The 21,625-nt window shown below is 73.4% G+C and carries 16 protein-coding genes and 2 pseudogenes; 6 read left to right on the top strand and 12 right to left on the bottom strand.

All coding sequences use genetic code 11. From position 1 onward, the window contains the following. Positions 1-60: 60 nt before the first annotated feature. From ACA514_RS02610 to ACA514_RS02595, 4 genes are read right to left on the bottom strand one after another with little or no spacing between them, the layout of a single operon-like run. The gene (locus tag ACA514_RS02610; RefSeq protein WP_375039328.1) at positions 61-1,083 is read right to left on the bottom strand and encodes a hypothetical protein; all 1,023 of its coding nucleotides are present in this window, start codon (positions 1,081-1,083) and stop codon (positions 61-63) included. Next, positions 1,080-3,011, bottom strand: a complete 1,932-nt coding sequence (locus ACA514_RS02605; RefSeq protein ID WP_375039327.1) for a hypothetical protein — start codon at positions 3,009-3,011, stop codon at positions 1,080-1,082. Before ACA514_RS02605 ends, ACA514_RS02610 begins: the two co-directional genes overlap by 4 nt. Then, positions 3,008-3,739, bottom strand: coding sequence for a toll/interleukin-1 receptor domain-containing protein (locus tag ACA514_RS02600; protein ID WP_375039326.1), 732 nt, complete (start codon positions 3,737-3,739; stop codon positions 3,008-3,010). Before ACA514_RS02600 ends, ACA514_RS02605 begins: the two co-directional genes overlap by 4 nt. A 13-nt stretch (positions 3,740-3,752) precedes the next feature. After that, the gene (locus tag ACA514_RS02595; protein ID WP_375039325.1) at positions 3,753-5,048 is read right to left on the bottom strand and encodes a helix-turn-helix domain-containing protein; all 1,296 of its coding nucleotides are present in this window, start codon (positions 5,046-5,048) and stop codon (positions 3,753-3,755) included. A gap of 321 nt (positions 5,049-5,369) precedes the next feature. On the opposite strand from ACA514_RS02595, the gene ACA514_RS02590 reads away from it, so the two are divergent. Beyond that, positions 5,370-6,185, top strand: coding sequence for an SGNH/GDSL hydrolase family protein (locus ACA514_RS02590; RefSeq protein WP_375039324.1), 816 nt, complete (start codon positions 5,370-5,372; stop codon positions 6,183-6,185). On the opposite strand, the gene ACA514_RS02585 is transcribed toward ACA514_RS02590, so the two are convergent. After that, a complete protein-coding gene (locus ACA514_RS02585) occupies positions 6,145-7,311 on the bottom strand; it encodes a Cmx/CmrA family chloramphenicol efflux MFS transporter (RefSeq protein WP_375039323.1) in 1,167 nt (388 codons plus the stop codon). The two genes, ACA514_RS02590 and ACA514_RS02585, sit on opposite strands and share 41 nt — an antisense overlap. Before the next feature lie 270 nt (positions 7,312-7,581). Between ACA514_RS02585 and ACA514_RS02580 the strand changes: the two genes are divergently transcribed. Beyond that, positions 7,582-8,391 carry an amidohydrolase family protein gene (locus ACA514_RS02580; RefSeq protein WP_375039322.1) on the top strand — a complete coding sequence of 270 codons (810 nt, stop codon included), beginning with the start codon at positions 7,582-7,584 and terminating at the stop codon, positions 8,389-8,391. Between the two features lie 21 nt (positions 8,392-8,412). Here ACA514_RS02580 and ACA514_RS02575 read toward each other — a convergent pair whose 3' ends face one another. Then, a complete protein-coding gene (locus ACA514_RS02575) occupies positions 8,413-9,459 on the bottom strand; it encodes a lysylphosphatidylglycerol synthase domain-containing protein (protein ID WP_375039321.1) in 1,047 nt (348 codons plus the stop codon). 308 nt (positions 9,460-9,767) lie between these two features. Here ACA514_RS02575 and ACA514_RS02570 point away from each other — a divergent pair. Further along, positions 9,768-10,826: pseudogene (locus ACA514_RS02570) on the top strand (aminotransferase class I/II-fold pyridoxal phosphate-dependent enzyme); the annotation flags it as partial. Positions 10,827-11,060: 234 nt separating this feature from the next. On the opposite strand, the pseudogene ACA514_RS02565 reads toward ACA514_RS02570, so the two are convergent. Next, positions 11,061-11,870: pseudogene (locus ACA514_RS02565) on the bottom strand (oxygenase MpaB family protein); the annotation flags it as partial. 199 nt (positions 11,871-12,069) lie between these two features. On the opposite strand from ACA514_RS02565, the gene ACA514_RS02560 reads away from it, so the two are divergent. Further along, positions 12,070-13,074 (top strand): MlaD family protein, encoded by a 1,005-nt coding sequence (locus ACA514_RS02560; protein WP_375039320.1) that lies wholly within the window; start codon positions 12,070-12,072, stop codon positions 13,072-13,074. On the opposite strand, the gene ACA514_RS02555 is transcribed toward ACA514_RS02560, so the two are convergent. Then, positions 13,049-13,783: a TetR/AcrR family transcriptional regulator gene (locus ACA514_RS02555; RefSeq protein WP_375039319.1), complete on the bottom strand. Its 735-nt coding sequence runs from the start codon at positions 13,781-13,783 to the stop codon at positions 13,049-13,051. The genes ACA514_RS02560 and ACA514_RS02555 overlap by 26 nt on opposite strands. A 194-nt stretch (positions 13,784-13,977) precedes the next feature. Between ACA514_RS02555 and ACA514_RS02550 the strand changes: the two genes are divergently transcribed. Then, positions 13,978-15,624 (top strand): amidohydrolase, encoded by a 1,647-nt coding sequence (locus ACA514_RS02550; protein ID WP_375039318.1) that lies wholly within the window; start codon positions 13,978-13,980, stop codon positions 15,622-15,624. A gap of 73 nt (positions 15,625-15,697) precedes the next feature. Here the strand turns inward: ACA514_RS02550 and ACA514_RS02545 are convergent, their stop codons facing one another. From ACA514_RS02545 to ACA514_RS02535, 3 genes are all read right to left on the bottom strand, one after another. Continuing rightward, positions 15,698-16,891 carry a beta-ketoacyl synthase N-terminal-like domain-containing protein gene (locus ACA514_RS02545; RefSeq protein WP_375039317.1) on the bottom strand — a complete coding sequence of 398 codons (1,194 nt, stop codon included), beginning with the start codon at positions 16,889-16,891 and terminating at the stop codon, positions 15,698-15,700. Between the two features lie 125 nt (positions 16,892-17,016). Continuing rightward, positions 17,017-18,066 (bottom strand): threonine aldolase family protein, encoded by a 1,050-nt coding sequence (locus ACA514_RS02540; RefSeq protein WP_375039316.1) that lies wholly within the window; start codon positions 18,064-18,066, stop codon positions 17,017-17,019. Between the two features lie 57 nt (positions 18,067-18,123). Then, positions 18,124-18,738: a hypothetical protein gene (locus ACA514_RS02535; protein ID WP_375039315.1), complete on the bottom strand. Its 615-nt coding sequence runs from the start codon at positions 18,736-18,738 to the stop codon at positions 18,124-18,126. A gap of 606 nt (positions 18,739-19,344) precedes the next feature. On the opposite strand from ACA514_RS02535, the gene ACA514_RS02530 reads away from it, so the two are divergent. Beyond that, positions 19,345-20,781 (top strand): GAF domain-containing protein, encoded by a 1,437-nt coding sequence (locus ACA514_RS02530; protein ID WP_375039314.1) that lies wholly within the window; start codon positions 19,345-19,347, stop codon positions 20,779-20,781. Between the two features lie 31 nt (positions 20,782-20,812). On the opposite strand, the gene ACA514_RS02525 is transcribed toward ACA514_RS02530, so the two are convergent. Then, a complete protein-coding gene (locus ACA514_RS02525) occupies positions 20,813-21,544 on the bottom strand; it encodes a histidine phosphatase family protein (protein ID WP_375039313.1) in 732 nt (243 codons plus the stop codon). Between the last annotated feature and the right edge of the window lie 81 nt (positions 21,545-21,625).

The raw sequence follows: 21,625 nt of genomic DNA, 5'->3' as shown, positions 1-21,625 counted from the left end.
CCGGCGTCCCGAGTGCGAGCACCGGGGTTTCGTCACCGCCGCCGGTGACCGACCGGTTCCTCAGCGGTCGTTGTCCGAGGGTGGCCAGGGCTCCGGGCGCGGTGCGGAGCCAGGCATGTCGGCGTCGTCCGGCGTGCGCGGCGGGTCGAAGCGGGCCTTGATCTCGTCGGCCACGTCGGGGTGGCCGTTGTGCGCGACGGTGTCGGCGAATTCGCGGGCGACGAGGTTGCGTTGCGGATCATCGGTGGACAGTCCCAGGCGGTCCAGCATGGCGCCGAAGTGGTCGGCGGCGGACCTCTCCGGTTCGGGCGGCGGTTGGACGTTGTTCGCGACGTCGGCCAGTTCTTTCAAGACGTCGATGTGCTCGGCGGTGCCGTCCAGCTGCCCGTCGTTGCGGGCCAGCCACCACACCACGGCGCTGCCCTGGTCCTTGAGGGCGTCCTCGCCGAGGTAGCGCCGCCGGCTCTGCTCCTGCTTGCGTTCGTGCTCCCAGACGGCCTCCGTCTTGCGCACCGTGGCGAGTTCGTCGAGCCGTCTCCGGTCGTCCTCGGGCACGGAAAGCTTGACCGCCTGGGCCACGGCCCGGACGCGGCCGGTGGCATCGGGCTGCATCTCCGCCAGCGCGCAGGCGAGTTCATGCGCCACCAGCGAGACGTGCTCGGGGTCCCAGCGCCGGACGATGTCACGCGCACGCCGGACGATCGCGTTCCGCGCGATGGCGTCCAGGTTGACCGCCGAACCTTCGGCGATGCCGTTCGAGCGCGTCCACACCACGTTCGCGGAGAAGACGAAGAAGTAGTCGGGGCGGTTGCTCGGCAGACGCACCTCGGTGATGCGGCCGACCTCGGTGGACGGCGGAGCATCGGGCACGTACGTGAACTCGCGCGGCGGCGCGCGGCGGAACGTCCTGCGCAGGACGAGCGTGAGCCCGGCGAGCGCCGCGACTGCGATGACCGGTCCCCAGACGAAGACCGGCGCGAGCAGGATCAGCGTGGCGAGCAGCAGCCCGCCGATCAGCAACGGGAAGAAGACCGGCGGAACGCGACCCGTATCGAGGCGACGCACCTTGTCGAACTCGCTCATAGGGAACCGGCCCTCCTACCCGACCTGATCTTGCGAAGCACGAGATCCTCCAGGTCCGCGTGCGCTGCGGCCTCGCGCGCGAGCGTGTACATCCGGGCGAGGACGCGCGGACGGTGCGCGCATCCGGTGATGAGCAGGTCGAGCAGCAGATCCCGGTGGCACCCGTCCTCCATGGCGTGACGCAGCCAGGTGCGTGCGGCCGGAGCCCACGCTTCTTCGGGTAGCGAGCCGATGGCGCGGTCCCAGCCGTCGGCCAGCCGAGCCTGGACGGCCGCCTCGTCGAGGAGCGGGCGCCCACTCGCGCCTGGGGACGCAAAGAGCGCCGGGTCGGCGAGTGCTAGGAAGATCGGTGCGTCGGAGACCCGCCGCCGTTCGTCCGTGCTCGGCAACGTGACGCGGTCGAGCATCCGGCGGAGGAGACGAGGATCGTCGCGAACCAGGGCGGACAGGGCGTCGCGAGCGCGCGTACCCCGCTCGCGCCTGGCCAGGTGGTGCAGGCGCACGATCGCTTCATCCGGATGGCTCACCACCATCTCGTCCCGGCACGCGACCATGACGACCTCGGCCAGGGCCGGCGGCGCATCATGCCGCTTGGACCATTCGTAGATCCTCCGGCGGAAGAAGCGGCCGTGCGCGCGGTCGCGCAGTCCGGCCTGGAGGACGAGGGCCGCCGCCGCGATCCTCGGACGGGAGGGCGGTTTCTCCGTCCAGTTCTCCACGAGTTTCGGCAGAAGGCCGCAGTGCCGGTCGGTGAGGCACAGCGTGGTGAAACGCCCGATCAGATCCGTCCGTTCGGTGTCGGAGAGGCCCGTGTCCTGGGCCGTCCGGGCGACCCATTCGCGGATTTGTCCTTGGAGGAAAGGCAGGTGCATCCAGATGTACGATCGGACCGCCGCGTCGTAGCCGGTTTCTTCGAAGTGGACGTGGCCAGAGTCGTCGAGGCTCGCGTGGACGTCGGCCAGCCGCTGCTGAAGAGGCGAATGCTCCAGGAGCGGAACGTCCTCCGGTGGTTGCTCCATGATTCGCAGGAATTCTGTAGCGCCCTGGTACACCGTCTCAGCGTGCGCGCCGTGCAGCAACGCGGTCACGAGCAGGAATGCTCGTTGTGTTCCTCGCGTCAGCTCGGCGATGTGGCCGGCGAGCTCATCGCGATGACCGGACAGGGCGCGTTCTGCGACTTCGCACCACTCGGTGAAGCTGCCGCCCCCTGTTCCCTTCTTGTGCTCCACCACGACGAAGTGCGCGTACCGGGCGACTCTCTCAAGAGACGGGCGCGCGGTCAGCGGCGGCAGCGGGGGCAGCGGCGTGGGGAAGGGCACGCCGTCCTGCTTGAGGTAGCGCCGGAACACGGCGTCCGGTGGAACCTCGCCGAGTTCGACGCAGAACGGCAGCAGTTCTGGTCCGAGTTCCCACCCTTTGCGGGTCGATGCGTTCCTGGGCGGCAGGACGACGACCAGATGACCGTTCCTGTCGCGGGTCCGGCTGCGCAGGCTGGACAGTTCGCCGTGCACCTTGCGCCAGTCGTTCTCGCCGGCAGTGGAAAGGTCGAGCAGGATGCAGTCGGATTCGCCCACGTGATCGAGGTCCAGGCAGTTCGATCGCTCTTCGTCCTGCAGCACGATCTCGTGGACGGGACGCTGCGCCAGTTGCCACAGGAGCATCTTCGCGGCGGCGAGCCTTCCGCTGCCCGGCAGACCCTCGAGGAAGACGGTGCTGTGCCGCTTCAGGACGTCCCGTGCCGTGCCGAGCCCGGACGGTTCGACGAAACGCTGCCAGAGCCACTCGAGTTCGTCGATGTCCTTCTTTCTGGGCTCCCTCCCTTTCGAATCCCGCAACATGTAGTTGTAGTTGTAATTGTTCTGCGGGGCGTCGCCCGCTTGTACCGGGCCGTGAGCATGAGATATCTGCGGGCCGGTTTGCGTGGTCATCGATCGGCTCCGTCGTCGGTCTTTCCGCCGAACCGGTGGGCGACGTTACCGTGGTGATCGCCCTGGATGTAGGTGGCGCCGTCACCGGAAAAGGTCTGGGAATAGTTGTTCATATCACCGGAGCCGGCATGGACGGGGCCGTGGACATCCCGTATCACCGGGCCGGAGCTACCGACGGCACCGGAGATGTCGCGTGCCTGGACGACGGTTCCGGACGCGTCGGAGGACGAATTGCGCACCGAGTCCTTCCCCGGCGCGTCGGCGGAGGCGGCTTCCCTCAGGGCCGGGACCGCCTTCGCGACGACCTGGGCGATGCGCGCAAGGCCGGACTCGCCGTCCCGGACGTCCAGACGAAGCGACTGGGCATCGGCGAGGCGGCCCAACTCCGGCGGTAGAAGGTCCTTGCGGAGCCGGTCTGTCAGTCTGCCCTTGAGGACAGGGATGACCATCGCCGCGTTGGCGTACGCCTCCATAATCTCTCGCCGTACCCAGTCGTTCTCGTCCCGGAGGCGCGGATCGCCGAGCCAGTCCGGGCCGATTACGGCCAGCAGGACGGTGCAGTTCTGCGCAGCGCGGAGCAGTTCCCTGTTGAAATCCGCTCCCGCACTGATGGATTTGGACGCACGGAACACCGCTTCGGAGCCGAAGCGGCCGGACAACTCCCTTTCGATCGCGAATGCGGCCTCGTCGCCGTCCCCGGTGCGGTAGTTGATGAACACCTCGTGCATGTCCCGTCCCCTTTCATGGGCTCGAGTTCCGCAGGGCCGTTCCGAGTTCGGGCGCCAACTTGCGCACGGCCGGGTTCGTCGGATGGCGCGACAGCGTCCGCGCGAGTTTGCGCAGGTCCGTGGTGATGGTGGCGGAGGCGACGGTGGCCGCTCCGCCGAGGAGTTCGCGGGTCTGCTCGCAGGCGCGGTCGATCTCCCCGGACGCCGCCACGGCCAGCGTTCGCCGCATGCCGAACCGGGTGCGGGCGCGGACGGCATCGGGCGGTACGCGGGCGAGTTGGGCGTCCAGGATCTCAGCGGCCGCCTGCGGACGACCCAGCTCGTACAGGCACCAACCGCGTCCCATTTCCGCCGGGTCGTCCACATTTGTGGTGCCAAGGACCGGCGTTTCCTGCTCGTGCGGCGCGGTGGCGAGCAGGTCCTGGGCCAGGTCGATACAGCGCATGCAGGCGTCGTGGTCCCCGGCGAGGGCGTGCCCCTGCGCTTCCCGCTGCGCGGCCAGCCCGAGGACGCGCGGCGAGATCCGTCCCACCTGCGCCCGCCTCGCGAGGTCGATCGTGCTCCGGGCGTCGTTGCGGTAGAGGGCGACCAGCGCGTGGCGGACCAGCCCGTAGGCGGTGAGCTCCCGGTCGCCGCCGGCGGCCGCGAGGTCGACCGCGTACCGGGTCCACCAGAGCGCGGCCTCGTCGTTGCCGGTCTCCTGCACGAGCCAGCCGATGTATTCGGCATATCGGGAAGCGAGCTGCAGCAGGTCGGGGCGGGCGAGCGGGCCGGCGTGCGACGCCAGTTCGCGGAGCGTGTGGGTCTGGGCGATGAGGACGGGCAGCACGAGGCCGGGGGCGACCGCCTGACCGAGCCGCCGGTACTGCGCGAGCATCGACCGGTAGACGTCAGGGAGCTCTGGGTTGTCGGCGGCTGTCGGTCCGGCGTGACCGATCCCGAGGCTCGCGAGGGACGCGGCGCCTACGGCCACCGCTTGCCGTCGGCTCACGGGCTGGAACCAGCTCGGGCCGTTCGCCGACAGCCGCATCAGCCACACCTCCGCCTCCCGGTCTTCACTCTCTTCAGGCACCGACACTGAGGGATCGGCGGCGAGCGTCGCGAGCGCGCCGTCCGCGCGGAGTTCGGTGTCGCAGAGCCGTGCCAGGTCCCGGGCCGGGGGCCGGAGGCCGCGTTCGACCAGGCTCAGGTGTCCCTTGCTGTAATGCACGCGGGCGGCGAGGCGGGCGAGTGACATGCCCGCCGCGAGCCGCCTTCTCCGAAGCTCTTTCCCGAAATCCGCCGGACCGTCGTTCGTGCGCACCGTCATGCCGTCCATCCGAACAGCGGGACCCGTCGGGGGCAAGAGTGCGTTCCCGGCGGTCCGCTCGCAAGAGGAATGGGTGTGTTTCCTGTTTCGCCTTTTCTGGTTCGGGGGATACGGTCGGGCCGATGCGTCCGAAGTGGGGCGGGTGGTGTTGGTGTGGCCAGGGTGGTCGGCGGGTTTGTGGCGTATGCGTGGATGCCTTGTTATCTGCCATTTCAATGGCGGAATGTGACGAAAGAAAGTTGATCAGGTCGGGGCTTGGGGGAATGGTGGGGCGGGTATGTGGTGGGGGACACAATTCGGTACGGCGCCCCCGGAGGGCAGATGCGTCTCTTCCGCCCCTGTCTGGCCGCTTTCGGTGCGGTGACCTTCGCCGCCGGCATGATCACCTGGTCCGGTGCCGCCTCGGCGGCCGGGACGAACTACGTCGCTCTCGGCGATTCGTACTCGTCCGGTACGGGGGCCGGGGACTACGACCCGGCGAGCGGGTCGTGCAACCGCAGTAAGAACGCCTATGCGGAGCTGTGGGCCGCGGCCCACGCGACGAGTTCGTTCAAGTTCGTCGCGTGCTCGGGCGCGACGACCGCGACCGTGGCGTCGGGGCAGCTCGGCGCGCTGAGCTCGTCGACGACGCTGGTCAGCATGACCGTCGGGGGGAACGACGCCGGGTTCAGCGACGTGATGCAGACGTGCGTGCTGCACTCGGCGTCGACGTGCCAGAGTGCGGTGGCGTCGGCGGAGAGCTTCATGAAGAACACGCTGCCCGGAAGGCTCGACTCCCTGTACGGCAAGGTCCGGGCGAAGGCGCCGGAGGCGCGGGTGGTGGTGCTGGGCTACCCGCACCTCTACAAGATCGTGAGCGTGTGCGTCGGGCTGAGCAACGCCAAGCGGACGGCCCTGAACGGTGCCGCCGACGTGCTCGACGGCACCGTGAAGGCGGCGGCCGGGCGGGCCGGGTTCGCCTGGTCGGACGTCCGCGACGAGTTCGCCGGGCACGAGCTGTGCTCCGGCGACGACTGGCTGCACGCGGTGACGATCCCGATCGGCTCCAGCTACCACCCGACCGCCACGGGGCACCGGCTGGGCTACCTGCCCGCGCTCACCGGGTCGGCGAAGGCGTCGCTGCAGGCGCAGACCTGACCCGCAGCGCGAACGCCGCCGTGGTGAGGGCGCCCGCCATGAGCAGGGCGCTCACCCAGGCGGGGGAGCGGTAGCCGAGCCCTGCGCCGATCGCCAGGCCGCCGAGCCACGGCCCGATCGTCGCGCCGACGTTGAACGCGGCGGTGGTGAGGCCGCCGGCGAGCGCCGGCGCGTCCGCGGCCAGGTGCAGGACGCGGGTGATCAGCGCGGGGCCGGTGCCGAACGCGAGCATGCCCTGGACGAACACCAGCGGCACCGCGGCGGCGGGGGACCCGGCGGTCAGCGCCAGGGCCGTCCAGCCGGCCGCCAGCGTGGTCATCCCGGCGATGGTCAGGGTGCGCGGGTGGGCGTCGGCGATGCGGCCGCCGAGGGTGACCCCAGTGAAGGAGCCGAGGCCGAACAGCGCCAGCAGCGCGGGCACCCAGGCGGTGCGCAGGCCGGTGACGTGCGTCGCGAGCGGCGCGAGATAGGTGAAGGTGCAGAACGTCGCGCCCTGGAACAGCGCGTTCATGGCCAGCGTGAGCAGGAGCGGCCGGGACGCCAGGACGCGCAGTTCGCTCGCGGCGCCCGCGGCGGGGGAGCGGTCGTCCGGGATCGTCCGGGCGATGGCGGCGACCGCGGGCAGCGACACCAGCGCCACCGCCCAGAAGGCCGAGCGCCAGCCGAGGTGCTCGCCGAGCAGCGCGCCGGCGGGGACGCCCGCGACGCAGGCGACGGTGACGCCGCCGACCACGACGGACGTGGCGCGGGCCCGCGCGTCCGGCGGGACGAGCGCGACGGCGGCGGCGAGCGCGACGGCCCAGAACCCGGCGTTGGCGAGGGCGGCGGCGACGCGGGTGGCGAGCAGGACGGCGTAGCTGGTGGTGACGGCGCCGATCACGTGGACGGCGATGAAGGCGCACAGGAAGGCCAGCAGCGCGCGGCGGCGCGGCCGGCCGCGGGCGAGCAGCGACATGGCCGGCGCGCCCACCGCCATGCCGATGGCGAAGGCGGAGGTGAGCAGCCCGGCGGCGGGCACGGACACGTGCAGGCCGGCGGCGATGCCGGGCAGCAGGCCGGACAGCATGAACTCGGAGGTGCCCTGGGCGAACACGGCGAGCCCGAGGACGTAGACGGCGAGAGGCAAGGCAGAACTCCCGAGACGGCGAACAGGGGTGCGCTGAATCGGTGGGGGCGGTGCCGCGGACGGCCGTCATCGACGGCGGCGGCGAGAAAGGAAAGGCCCTCGGGGAGACGCGATCGCGTCGAGGGCGGCCCGCACCGCGGCGCGGCGGCCGTCATGGCCGGGCGCGCCGGGGGTCAGCGTCTGTTCGCCTCCGGGCTGGACATGGGCGCGAGGCTACCAGCGCGGCGGCGCGGGCTCCACACGATAATCGGGTCGTCGAGAGGAGACGCGATGATCGTCGACGCGTGGATGCAGCACGGGACGGTCCGGTTCCTGCGCCACGAGATGCTGGACTCGCTGTGGCGGTGGACCGGGCAGAAGCCGCCGGACGAGGAGGTGCCGGTCTCGGTCACGGTCGGCGCCATGGACGCCGGCGGGGTCGACGTCGGGCTGATCAGCGCCTGGTACGGCCCGGAGGGCGCGCTCGTGAGCAACGACGAGGTCGCGTCGTTCGTCGCGCAGGCGCCGGACCGGCTGGCGGGGGTGGCGTCGGTCGACCTGCGCAAGCCGATGGAGGCGGTGCGGGAGCTGCGGCGGTGCGTGAACGAGCTGGGCTTCAAGGCCCTGCGGGTGGTGCCGTGGTTGTGGGAGCTGCCGCCGACGGACCGGCGGTTCTATCCGCTGTTCGCCGAATGCGTGGAGCTCGGGATCCCGTTCTGCACGCAGGTCGGGCACACCGGGCCGCTGCGGCCGAGTGAGACGGGGCGTCCGATCCCGTACGTCGACCAGGTGGCGCTGGACTTCCCCGAGCTGGTCATCGTAGGCGGCCACATCGGGTACCCGTGGACGGAGGAGATGGTCGCGGTGTGCCGCAAGCACCCGAACGTGTACGTCGACACGTCGGCGTACACGGTCCGCAGGTACCCGCCGGAGCTCGTCCGGTACATGGTGCAGGACCGGCACCACAAGGTCATGTTCGGCACGAACTTCCCGATGATCGCGCCGGAGCGGGCGCTGAAGGGACTGGACGAGCTGGGGCTGGACGCGGCGGCGCGGGAGGCGTTCCTGTCGGGCAACGCCCGTGCCGTGTTCCGCCTTTAATGATCTACAACGTAAAGGCCGTCACCGGCGCAGCATCCGACAGGCCAGCACACCGACCGGGACGGGCGCCCAGAACGTGACCGCCCGGAACACCAGGACGGCGTGCAGCGCCGGACCGGGCGCGATGCCGCCGGCGGCCAGCGCCGCCACCAGTGCGGCCTCGGTGGAGCCGATGCCGCCCGGTACCGGGACCGCCGCCCCCGCGGTGGCGCCGGCCAGGTAGGCGGCGAGCAGCGCGGGGGCGTCGGCCGGGCGCGCGCCCGTCCCAGGGACGGCGAGCACGCTCAGCGTGAACGCGGCGCCGAGGACGAGCGTGCCCGCGGCCGACGCGGCGAGCGTGACCGCGACGTCGCGGGGGCGCCGTCGCAGCTCGGCGAACCCCGCGGCGGCCTGCGCCAGAGCGGCCCGTCCCGCCGAGGCCGAACGCAGGGCCCTGCGCGCCCACGGGGCCGCCGCGGCGAGCAGGACGCCGATGACCGCGAGCAGCGGGACGGGTGGGAGGGCCGGGACGAGTCCCGCCGCCCGGTCCGCGGCCCGCGCCGCGTGGTCGGCGACCGTCTCCGCCATCCGGCCGTCCGCGCCGCCGGAGATGAGGACGGCCGCCATCAGCGCCAGGCCGCCCACCGGCCGCGCGGCCTGCTGCACGGCGACGGCGACGGCCGCCCGGGCCAGGGGCAGGCCCCGGCATACGAGGTACCGGGTGTTGACGGCGGCGGCGCCGAGCCCGCCCGGCGTAACGCGGTTGGCGGCGGCCGCGGTGAACTGGGCGAGCGTCGTCTCGCGCAGCGGGAGGGCGTGGCCGGAGGCGCCGCGCAGCGCGATCGCCGCGAAGAGGTAGTGCAGCACCGCGGGGACCAGCAGGAGCGGCAGGAAGGCCCAGCGCATGTCGCCGATGGCGGCGAGCGCCGCGCGCAGGGGCGCCGAGTGCAGGAGCGTCGGCGCGGCGATGGCACCCGCGGCGAGCAGGGCGGCGAGGGCCGTCCAGCGGACGAAGGCCGGGCGCGCGGCGGGACGGCCGAGCGCCTCGGCGGAGGCAGGGTGTTCGGCGCCGGCGGCGATCGTGTCCACACGGTCCGTTGTGGACCATCCGGTTGACGAGCGTGCGACGACCGTCCGCCCTGCAGGGGAATGGCCGCCGGACGTTGCGCGGCGGGTGGACCGGCCCCGCGACGTCGAGGGCGGCGGCAGAGGTGTCGAGGACGGGCTGGCCGGAGACGATGATCTCGTTCACGAGGACGAGAACGGAACGATCTGTTCCGCTCGCTGGTTTTCTTGTCACGTGGCCCGTGATTGGTCCACCCCATAGATTCTTTTCACCCTATGATTAGGGAGCACTACTCAGTGTGGCCGTCCCGCGACCGGGGAGAGTGACGACCATGACCAGCGCCCATCAGCGGCTGGGCGATCGCATCAGGCATCTGCGCGGTGCCGCGGGCGGACGACGGGCGCGCCGGCCCGCGGCGCCCGGCCGGGCCGTGCCGGGCACGCGGACCATCGTGCTGACCTGCGGCGACTATCTGGCCATCGGCGAGCATCCCCGGGTCACCGAGGCGATGGTCGGCGGGCTGCGCGCGGTGCGGGAGCGCTGCCCCGAGGGCGCCGGCCTCCCCGCCGACCATCCGCAGGTGAGGCTGGGCGCCGAGTTCGCGCGTCATCTGGGCGCGCGCGACGGTGTGCTGTGCCCGTCCGGACGGGACGCGGGCATCGGCGTGCTGCAGCTGGCCGCCGGTCCCGGTACGCCGGTCTACCTGGACGAACTGGCGCACCTGTGGCTGTGGGAGGGGGCGCGGGCGGCGGGCGCCGAGACCGTCTGCTTCCGCCACAACGACCTGGAGGACCTGCGGCGGCGGGTCGGGGCGGGCGGTCCCGGTGTGATCTGCGCCGACGCCGTCTACGGCACGGACGGGTCGGTGTGCCCGCTGACCGGCCTGGTCGAGGTCGCCGAGGAGCACGGCTGCCTGCTGGTGGTCGACGAGTCGCACGCGATCGGGGTACGGGGCCTGCGGGGCGAGGGGCTGGTGGGCGAGCTGGGGCTGGCCGGCAGGGTGGCCTTCCGTACCGCCGGGCTCGGCAAGGCGTTCTGCGCCCCCGCCGGCCTGATCGCCGGGGACCATCCCGCGTTCGCCGGAGCGACCGCCGCGGCGACGGCCGGTGCGGCGGCCGGTGCGCCGCTGCCGCCGCACGAGGTCGCGGGGCTCGCGGCGGCGCTGGAGGTCGTCCGCGCGGACGGCTGGCGGCGGGAGCGGGTGCGCGCGGCCAGCGGCCGGCTGCGCGGCGGCCTGGCGGCGCTCGGGTTCGGCGCGGTCGACGCCGACACGCAGATCATCGCGCTGGAGACGCCCGCGGAGGCCGACGCGGTGCGGCTGCGCGACGAGCTGGCCGGCCGGGACATCTTCAGCGCCGCGCTGTTCTCGGTGGTGCCGGCGGCCCGCACGCTGCTGCGCCTGTCCGTGCACGCCGGCCTCACCGACGACGACGTGGACCGCGTCCTCGCCGCCTGCGAGGAGCTGAGCGGCCAGGTCCGGACGCCCATCGCCGCGCCTCAGGCGGGCGGGCCGGTAGCGGTCGGGGCGGGTCTGGGCGCCGATGTAGCGGAGCATCGTGCGCAGGGCCCAGTGGTTGATGCCGGTGGGGACCATCCGGTAGCCCTGCCGGTTGGCCATGGCGAGCGCGGCGAACCGCGCCTGGTCGAGGGCGGTCCACGGGATGTCGAAGCGGTCGCGGACGATGGCGGGCAGGCAGCCGAAGGTGATCAGGCGCAGCGGGCGTTCGGCGACGATGCGTCCGGCGCGGTCGAGGCGGGGACCGCCGACCGGCAGCAGCGTGACGGTGTCGGAGCCGTGCTTGGCGATCTCCAGGGCGCGCGCGGCGGCGGGGGTGAGTTCGAGGCGTTCGGTGCAGATGTGCCAGAACGCGGACTGGAAGGCGGCGTAGTCGGCGGGGACGGGGCGCATGCTGACGCCGTAGCGGGAGTACCAGGTGACGGTCTCGGCGTACATGCGCTCGTGGTCCTCGGCGGTGAGGGCGCCGGGGTGGAAGAGTTCGGCGGCCTTGAAGATCTCCCAGGTGAAGGTGGCGTGCGCCCACCAGAACGTCTCGGGTTCGAGGGCGTGGTAGCGGCGGGCGCGCTCGTCGGTGCCGCCGATGCCGCGGTGCAGGTCGCGGATGGCGCGGGCGCGGGCGCCGGCGTCCGGGGCGAGGATCGTCGCCCAGATCTGCGGGACGGACCGGTGGATGCGGTCGAAGGGCGCGTCGAAGAAGGCGGAGTGCTCGCCGACGCCGGCGCCGATGCCGGGGTGCATGAGCTGCATCAGGCCCGCGGCGGCGCCGGGGAGCAGGGAGCGCAGGTCGGCGGCGTGCCGCCAGAGCAGGGTGCCGGGGCCGAGCGGGGCGGTGGCGGCGGCGCGGGGACGCGGGGGAGCGGAGCGGGCGGTCGTGACGGTGCCGGCGGTGGGGCCGGGTGCTGGGGCGGCGGGCATCGCACCTCCTGCCAGTGAACGCTTACGTCCACCGTACTCGCGATGAGACAAGAGTCAATTCCTGTCGCATGTCCAAATACTCCGTGAGCGTACTTTTGTGGGACGGGCCACAGGTCCGCCGGCGAAGCTTCGTCGCCGGGCGCATAGCCCGGCCGGGGCCCGCGCCGGTGCAATGGCGGCCTCACGAAGGGACCCCGCCATGAGCGATGAGCACCTGTCCGCGCGCAGCCGGTTCCTGTACGCGGTGGCCGGGTTCGCGGCGCTGGCGGTCGCGGTGGCGGCCATGGTGGTGGCCGGGAGTCCCTCGCCCGGCCGGGTGCACCGGTTCACGGCCGTGTTCTCCACCGCCGGGGAGGGCCTGGATCCCGGCAGGTCGGACGTCAAGGTGCGGGGGATCGCGGTCGGGCGCGTCGAGACCGTCCGGCTGCGGCGGGACGGCCGGGTCGCCGTGGGGCTGCGGGTGCAGGCCGGCGTCGCCGTCCCGGCGACGACGCGGGCGGCGATCGAGCCGGTCTCGGTCTTCGGGCCGAAGGACCTGAGCCTGGACCTCGGCGCCGGCCCCGCGCTGCCCGACGGGGCCGAGATCACTCGGACGTCGGAGCCGCGCGAGCTGACCGGCATCACCGACCGCGCCTACGACCTCGCCCGCGCGATCGACCCGTCCGACGTCGCCACGATCATGCGGACGCTGTCGGCCGGCCTGGACGGCGAGGGGCCCGCGCTGCACCGGACGGTCGTCAACGGCGCGGCGGTCACCGACGCCGTCCACGCGCTGGAGCCGGAGATCCGGCGGCTGATCGGCGACGTCACCGGGGTGTCGGGGACGCTCGCCGGCCGGGGCGGGGCCATCACGGGCGCGGCCGGCGACTTCGACCGGCTCGCACCCGTCGTCTACCAGCGGCCCGACAAGGTGTCGCAGCTGCTCGACGCCGCCGGGGACCTGGCGGACCGGGTGGGCGGCACGTTCCGCGCCCACGGCGCGAACATCGGCCGCATGGCCGACGGGACGGCGAACGTGGTGCGCGTCGTGGCGTCGCAGGACCGCGACCTGCCCGTGCTGATGGACGTGCTGGACCGGTTGTTCCGCGGGCTAGGCGGGCTGATCCGCGTCCCGGGACCGGAGGGCACGCTGCTGGGCAGGGGCGTGGACACCTTCAGCCTGGACCTGTGCACGACCTTCATCGACCTTTGCCGGGCGCCGTGACCTCGGCCAGGCGGGCTTCCAGGCCGTCCAGGAACAGGGCGAGCGCGCCGGGATAGGCGCTGGTCACCATGGTCCTCGCGAGCGGGCCGGCGCAGGCGCTGATGTGCGGGTGGGTGCGCGGGTCCAGCCGGGCGTAGGTGGCCGTCCATGCGGCGCGGTCGGCGGCGGCGGCCTTGGGCGGCAGGGCGTTCGCCGCGGCGTCCAGGGCCGCGAAGCCGAGGGTCAGGTCGACGAACTGGTGGTAGTGGCGGGCCGCGAGGTCCGGCGGGAACCCGGCCTCGCGGAAGATGCCGAGGCCGGTCTCGACGGCGCGGATCTCGTTGGGCCGGCGGGTGACGCGGGACGCGGCGAGCAGCGCGGCCTTCGGGTGCGCCACGTAGGTGGCGTGCAGGTGCTCGCCGGTGTGGCGCAGCCGCTCGCGCCAGCCGCCGTCCCGCCGGGTGCCGGCGAGGGTGCGGCCGATCAGCTCGTCGGCGACGGCGAGCACCAGGTCGTCGGTGCCGCGGAAGTACCGGTAGATCGAGGACGGGTCGGCGCCGAGCGCGGTGCCGAGCCGCCGGACGGTCAGCGCGTCGTCGCCGCCCTGGTTGAGCAGCCGGATCGCGGTGTCGACGATCAGCTCGTAGGTGAGCACGACCCCCGACCTGGTGGGGCGGCGGCGTCGCTTGCGCGCGATGACGCGCTCGGGCTGCGGGGGCGTGCGGTCCATGGGGGCTCCTGGAGGCGCGGGCGGGACGGCCGACACCTTATGACAACACCATTGACCGCAGAAGCGTGCGCGCTGTTTCCTATGGACCCTGCCTTCCTGTGGACCCTGCCTTCCTGTGGACCCCGCCTTCCTGCGGGCCCCGCCGTCCCCGCCGCGCCTCGCCCGTCCGCGCTCCAGCAGAGGAGATCCCGCTCATGACCCGCCTGCCCGCCGACCTGCTGTTCACCGGCGGACCGGTCCTGACCATGGACCCGGCCCGCAGCCGCGGCACCGCGCTCGCCGTCACCGGCGGGCGGATCACCGCCGTCGGCCACGACGAGGTGAAGGACCTCGCCGGGCCCGGCACCGAGGTCGTCGACCTGCGCGGCCGCCTCCTGCTGCCCGGCTTCCAGGACGCGCACGTCCACGCCGTCATGGGCGGCATCGAACTCGGCGAGTGCGACCTGACCGGCACCGTCGACCCGGAGGAGTACCTGCGGCGCGTCCGCGCCTACGCCGGCGCGCATCCCGAGCGGGAGTGGATCACCGGGGGCGGCTGGTCGATGGAGAGCTTCGAGGGCGGCACCCCCACCCGCGAGGCGCTCGACGCGGCCGTCCCCGACCGGCCCGTCTACCTGGTCAACCGCGACCACCACGGCGCGTGGGTGAACAGCCGGGCGCTGGAGCTGGCCGGGGTCACCGCGGACACCCCCGACCCGTCCGACGGGCGCATCGAGCGCGACGGCGCGGGACGCCCCACCGGCATGCTGCAGGAAGGCGCGATGATCCTCGTCGGGCGGCTCATGCCGGCCCGCACCCGCGACGACCGGATCGCCGGGCTGCTGCGGGCCCAGGAGATGCTGCACGGCCTCGGCATCACCGCCTGGCAGGACGCCCTGGTCTGCGGCTCCGACGGGTACCCCGACGTGTCCGACGCCTACGCGGCGGCCGCCGCCGACGGGTCGCTGACCGCCACCGTGGTCGGCGCGCTGTGGTGGTCGCGGGCCCGAGGCGAGGAGCAGATCCCTGACCTGCTCGACAAGCGGGAACGGCTCACCCGCGGCCGGCTGCGCTGCACCAGCGTGAAGATCATGCAGGACGGCGTCGCGGAGAACTTCACCGCCGCGATGACCGCGCCCTACCTCGACGCGTGCGGCTGCGCCACCGCCAACAGCGGCCTCAGCTTCGTCGACCCGGAGGCGCTTCCCGGTTACGTGACCGCCCTGGACGCGCACGGCTTCCAGGTCCACTTCCACTCCCTCGGCGACCGGGCCGTCCGGGAGGCGCTCGACGCCGTCGAGGCCGCCCGCGCCGCCAACGGGTGGCGCGACACCCGGCCGCACCTGGCGCACCTCCAGGTCGTCCACCCCGACGACATCGGACGGTTCCGCGCGCTCGGCGCGACCGCCAACATGCAGCCGCTGTGGGCCGCCCACGAACCGCAGATGGACGAGCTGACCATCCCGTTCCTCGGCCCCGAGCGCGCCGCCTGGCAGTACCCGTTCGGCGACCTGCTGCGCGCCGGGACGACCCTCGCGGCCGGCAGCGACTGGCCGGTCAGCAGCGCCGACCCGATCGAGGGCGTCCACGTCGCGGTCAACCGCGTCCTGCCCGGCGGCGAGGGCAAGCCGTTCCTGCCGGAGCAGGCCCTCGACCTGTCCACCGCCCTGGCCGCCTACACCGCCGGGTCCGCCTACGTGAACCATCTGGACGACACCGGCTGCCTGCGTCCCGGCAACCGGGCCGACCTGGTCGTCCTGGACCGCGACCCGTTCGCCGGGCCCGCCGCCGCCATCGCCGAGACCCGCGTCCACCTGACCTACGTGGACGGGACGCGCGTCCATACAGCCCCGGACGCGTGACGCATCGAGCTGCGGCGAGTCGTCGCTATGAGGCGGTGCCCCATAACGACGACTCGCCGCGAGCGAGCGCGCGTCAGGCGGAGGCGGGCTTGTAGACGGCGACGGCGCAGGCGCTGCCGAGGCCGATGTTGTGCTGGAGGGCGACGCGGGCGCCGTCGACCTGCCGGTTCCCGGCCTTGCCGCGCAGCTGCCAGGTCAGCTCGGCGCACTGGGCGAGGCCGGTCGCGCCCAGCGGGTGGCCCTTGGAGATCAGGCCGCCGGAGGGGTTGACGACCCACTTGCCGCCGTAGGTGGTGGCCTTGTCGTCGACGAGCTTGTGGCCCTCGCCGACCCCGGCCATCCCGAGCGCCTCGTAGGTGATCAGCTCGTTGGCGCTGAAGCAGTCGTGCAGCTCGATGACGTCGACGTCCTCGATGGACACCTGCGCCTCGTCCATCGCCTTCTTCGCGGCGCGCTGCGAGACGCCGAAGCCGACGACCTGGATGGAGGAGTTGTCGGCGAAGCTCTCGGGGGTGTCGGTGGCGATGTGGTGGCCGGCGATCTCGACCGCCTGTTCCCACAGGCCGTGCTCGTCGACGAACCGCTCGCTCACCACGAGCGCGGCGGCGGCGCCGTCGGAGGTGGGGGAGCACTGCAGCTTGGTCAGCGGGTCGAAGATCATCGGGGCGTTCTTGACGTCGTCGAGGGAGTACTCGGTCTGGAACTGCGCGTAGGGGTTGTTCACCGAGTGCTTGTGGTTCTTCCAGCCGATCCAGGCGTAGTGCTCGGGGGTGGAGCCGTACTTCTCCATGTGCTCGCGGCCGGCGTTGCCGAACATCTGCGGCATCGGCGCCTTGTCCAGCTCCCACTCGCGGCCGGCGGTCATCGAGCGCAGGTGGTGGTCGATGATGGTGACCTTGGACTCGCCGACGCCCGCGCCGAGCGAGCCCTTCTTCATCTTCTCCATGCCGAGCGCGAGCGCGCAGTCGGCGAGCCCGCCGCGGACGGCCTGGCGGGCGAGGAACAGGGCGCTGGACCCGGTGGCGCAGGCGTTCATGACGGTCATCACCGGGATGCCGGTCATGCCCGTCTCGTAGAGGGCGCGCTGGCCCATCGACCCGTACATCGAGCCGGCGTAGGCCATCTCGATCGTGTCGTAGGGGACGCCGGCGTCCTGGAGGGCGTTGCCGACGGCCTCCTTGGCCATGTCGGGGTAGTCCCAGTCGCGGGAGCCCGGCTTCTCGAACTTGGTCATGCCCACGCCCACGACGAAGGTGCGGTTGGTCATCTTCGGGCCCGCCTCCTGATACCGAATCCAGTTCGGGTCCACGATAACGCCGAAGCGCGGGGCGGTGTCGGCCCGCCTCCCGATGATCGGGACGCCCCGGCCCGCCCGCCGGGACGCCCCGCAGGTCAGCCGGACAGCTCCTCGGCGAGGGCCGAAGCGAACGCGTCCACGTCGTCCTCGGTGGTGTCGAACGAGCACACCCAGCGGACCTCGCCCGTCCGCTCGTCCCAGGTGTAGAACGCGAACCGCTTGCGCAGCCGCTCCGCCGCGTCCTTCGGGACGATCGCGAACACCGTGTTCGCCTGCACGTCCTGGGTGACCTCCACGCCGGGCAGCGCGCCCGCCGCGTCCGCGAGCCGGCGCGCCATCGCGTTCGCGTGCGCGGCGTTGCGCAGCCACAGGTCCCCGTCCAGCAGCGCGACGAGCTGGGCGGACACGTACCGCATCTTCGACGCCAGTTGCATGCTCGACTTGCGCAGGAAGCTCAGCCCCTGGACCGCGTCCGGGTTCAGCACGACGATCGCCTCGCCCAGCAGCAGCCCGTTCTTGGTGCCGCCGAACGACAGCACGTCCACGCCCGCGTCGGTGCTGAACGCGCGCATCGGCACGCCGAGCGCGGCGGCGGCGTTGGCGATCCGGGCGCCGTCCATGTGCACGCCGAGGCCCCGCTCGTGCGCCGCGGCGGCCACCGCCGCGACCTCCTCCGGCGTGTAGACGGTGCCGAGCTCGGTGCTCTGCGTGATCGACACCGCGGACGGCTGGCGGCGCTGGATGTTGCCGAACCCGGTCGCGTACCGCTCGACCAGGCCGGGCGTCAGCTTCCCGTCCGGCGCGGGCACCGTGACCAGCTTCAGCCCGGCGATCTTCTCCGCAGCGCCACACTCGTCGGTGTTGATGTGCGCCGACTCCGGGCACACGACCGCGCTCCAGGGCTGCGACATCGCCTGCAGCGACACCACGTTCGCGCCCGTCCCGTTGAACACCGGGAACACCTCCGCCGCCGCGCCGAAGTGCCCCCGGACCACCTCGCGCAGCCGCGCCGTCACGGCGTCGTCTCCGTAGGCGGGCTGGTGGCCCTCGTTCACCGCGGCGAGCGCCGCGAGAACTTCGGGATGGACACTGGCCTGGTTGTCGCTGGCGAAACCGCGCTTGGGGTCGGGAATGGCGAAGGTCATGCCCCCCATTGTCCCGAACGCCGGGAACGCGGCCGACCGGCCCGCCGCCGACCCGGGTCAGGCGGGACGGTCGGTGACGCGGTCGGTCACCACCGGGGCGACCGGCGTGACGGGCGTGACGGGCGCGGGCTCGGCGGCGGCCGGTTCGGCCGCGCGCAGCGCCGTCCGGGCGCGCAGCGCGTCGACGTCCTCGCCGAGCCGCGCCATCGTCGCCTGCAGGTCGCGCCACAGGCCCGCCCGCTGCTCCAGCTGCGCGAGCTTGGTGCGCAGGTCGCCGATCCGCCGCTCCACCGCCTCCAGCCGGGTGCGGTGCCCGGCGGTGTCGCGGCCGGTGCGGATCAGGCTGGTGGCGACGGCGGCGAGGTCGCGCTCGGTGTCGTCCATCCGCTCGTCGATGCGCGGCAGCAGCCGGTCGTTGAGCTGCGCGACCAGCGAGTCCAGCTCGGCGCGCAGCCCGGTCAGCTCCTCGTCGCGGGTGCGCAGCGCCGTCTCCTGCGCCTGGACGGTATCCTCCAGCCTGCGCACCCGCTCCCCGTAGGAGGGCAGGAACCGTTCCAGTTCCGCCGACCGTTCCAGGTCCCGGCCCAGTCTGACGAGCAGACCCGCACCGGCGCGCAACCGGTGCTCCGCCTCGGTGGCGGCGCGGCGGACGAGACCCGGGATCACGGTCATGGCTCCCCCCAAGGGGCGTCGAATGGATTCTCCTTAAACTCTAGGCGAACCGGCGGGAAACGGGTGGTGAACTTTCCGGGTCGTCGGCCGGATCCGGGCCGGTACCGGGTGGTTTAACGGGCGGGTTCCCCGGTGGAGCGCCGGCCGGCCCGCCGGGCGCGGTGCCGGGCGCGTTCGCCGGCCGGCGGCGGCGGCCCGCGCGCGCCGGCGGGGCACCGCACGCGCACAGCCCGCGGCGGACGATGAGCAGGGCGCGGTCGGCGGTGTAGTCCGCCCGGTCGAGCGCCGGGCGGACGCGGTGACACGTCAGGCAGAGCATTGGTCTCCATTCCCCCCTCATGCGCGGGAGCCGCGCGCGCGGGCCCGGCCCCTGCCGTCCCGTGCGCATTCCCCCCGGACGCGCTCGGGACGGCGGGGCCCACAGGATGGCCCTGGCTCCCAGCGCTCGGAACGTTAGGCGCCCCGACGTTGCATGCACGTTGCGACCGTCTGATCACACACCGTGCGGAAAGAGCGTCGCCCCGGTTCGCGCGAACCGGTTGCGAGGGCCGCCCGATGGGCCGATCCTCAAACCCGTCGACGTTGTCCTCCAGGGGAAAGGCGCTGATGGTGGTGCAGAACCAGGCGGTCGCCGCGCGCCCGCCGATCGCCGAGTCCTGGAGGCGCTCGCGCGACGCCGGCGTGGACGCCGCCGTCGCGGCGGCTCCGCTGGTGTTCGACCGCGACACCGTCGCCGACGCCCGCGGCGCCCATCCGCTCGACCCGCACCTGCCGCTGCTGCGCGAGCTGCTGCGCGGCGTCGCCGACGAGACCGAGCACCTGATGGTGATCACCGACGAGGCGGGGCACGCGCTGTGGACGCAGGGGCCGCCCGCCGTCCGGCGGGAGGCCGAGCGGATCGGGCTGATGGAGGGCTTCTGCTGGGCGGAGGGGGCCGTCGGCACCAACGGCATCGGCACCGCCCTCGCCACCGGCCGCGCCGAGTACGTCTACGCCACCGAGCACGTCGCGCACGTGCTGCACCGCTGGTCCTGCGCCGGCGCCCCGATCACCGACCCCGACACCGGCCGGGTCATCGGCTGCATCGACGTCAGCGCCACCGTCGAGAAGCTGCACCCGGCGACCGTCGCGCTGGTCGCCGCCGCCGCCCGGCTCGCCGAGTCCCGGCTGGAGGTCGACATGCGGCGGCGGGACGAGCGGCTGCGCGAGCGGTTCCTGCGGCACCTGCGCGGCGCCGGGGTGCTGCTCACCGCGACCGGCCGGATCCTGGCCGCCGGCCGCGAGGACTGGCGGGGCCGGCGGCTGGCCGTCCCGTCCGAGGGCGGCGCCGTCACGCTGCCCGACGGGCGCGCCGCGGTCGCCGAACCGCTCGGTGAGGTCTACCTGCTGCGCCCGTACCCGGGCGCCGCGCCCGGGACGGCGCCCGCCGCCGCCGGCGCCGCCCGGCCCGGCGCGGACGGGCGGTCGCTGCTCACCCTGTCGCTGCTCGGCACCGACCAGCCGTCAGCGCGGCTCGACGGCGTCCACCTGCCGCTGACGCTGCGGCACGCGGAGATCCTCGCGCTGCTCGCGCTGCACCCCGAGGGGCTCAGCGGCGACCGGCTGTCGTGGCACCTGTACGGCGACGAGGGCAGCCCGGTGACCGTCCGCGCCGAGATCCACCGGCTGCGCGCCCAGCTCGGCGGCCTCGTGCGCGCCAAGCCGTACCGGCTGGACTGCGCGATCGACGCCGACTTCCTCACCGTCCGGCGGCTGCTGGACGAGGGCGACGTCGCCGCCGCCGTCCGGCTCTACGACGGCGAGCTGCTGCCCCGCTCGGACGCGCCCGCGGTGCGCGCCGAACGCGACGAGCTGGCGGTGCGGATCCGCCGGTCCGCGCTCGACCGGGGCGGCGCCGAGGCGCTGTGGACCTACGCCCAGACCGAGCAGGGCCGCACCGACCTGGAGGCGCTGGAGCGGCTCGGCGACGTGCTGCCGCAGGACGACCCGCGCCTGCCCGCCGTCGCCACCCGCCGCGCCCTCCTCCTGGACGGCGACGCCTGACCGGCGACCACAGCGCGGCGGGGGGCGCCGGTCAGGTCGAGCCGACGCCGGCGTTGACCAGGTGCGCGCACTCGTTGTAGCAGACGGCGCGCAGCCCGCCCCCGTCGTGCCGCCACCGCGTCACCGACGCGTTCACGACCGGGTCCTTCTCCACCTCGAGGATCTCCTGCTCCGACAGGTCCTCCACGAGGTAGCGGGTCATCACCACGATCGCGTCGTGCGTCACCACCAGCGCCCGGCCGCCGGGGGCGTCGGCCTCCAGGTCGCGGTAGAAGCTGCGCAGCCGCAGCGCCAGGTCCGCCCACGACTCCCCGCCGGGCGGCCGGTAGTAGAACTTCCCGAGCCGCTTCAGCCGGTCGGCCTCGTCGGGGAACCGGCGCTGCACCCCGATCCAGGTCAGGCCCTGCAGCACGCCCTGCTCGCGGTCGCGGAGCCGCTCGTCCACCTTCATCCGCAGGCCGCCGGGGTCCTGCGGCCGGGCGTAGGAGGTCTGGGCGAGCGCGATGCGGGCGGTGTCGAGGGTCCGCAGGTAGGGGGAGACGGCGACCAGCGTCGGCCGCTCGTCCTCGGGCAGGGCGGCGAGCCAGCGGCCCAGCGCCGCCGCCTGGGCCCGGCCCAGCTCCGACAGCGGGGTGTCCGCGTCGCGTTCGCGGATCCCCGTCTCCTCGGCGTCGGTGCCCTGCACCGCCTGGTAGGCGAGATTGCCGGTGCTCTCACCGTGCCGGGTCAGGTTGAGCCACTGCAGCGAATTCACGATCGCCATGCTGCCACGGCCCGCCCGGTGCGCGGACCGCGTCGCCGGTGCCGCCATGGTCAGGCACTGACCGGATCGGCCGCCCGTCTG

Source organism: Actinomadura sp. NTSP31 (genome assembly GCF_041951385.1).
GTDB classification, from domain to species: domain Bacteria; phylum Actinomycetota; class Actinomycetes; order Streptosporangiales; family Streptosporangiaceae; genus Spirillospora; species Spirillospora napierensis.
Note: the sequence above shows the minus strand (reverse complement) of the source record. Positions and strands in the feature narration are given on the sequence as shown.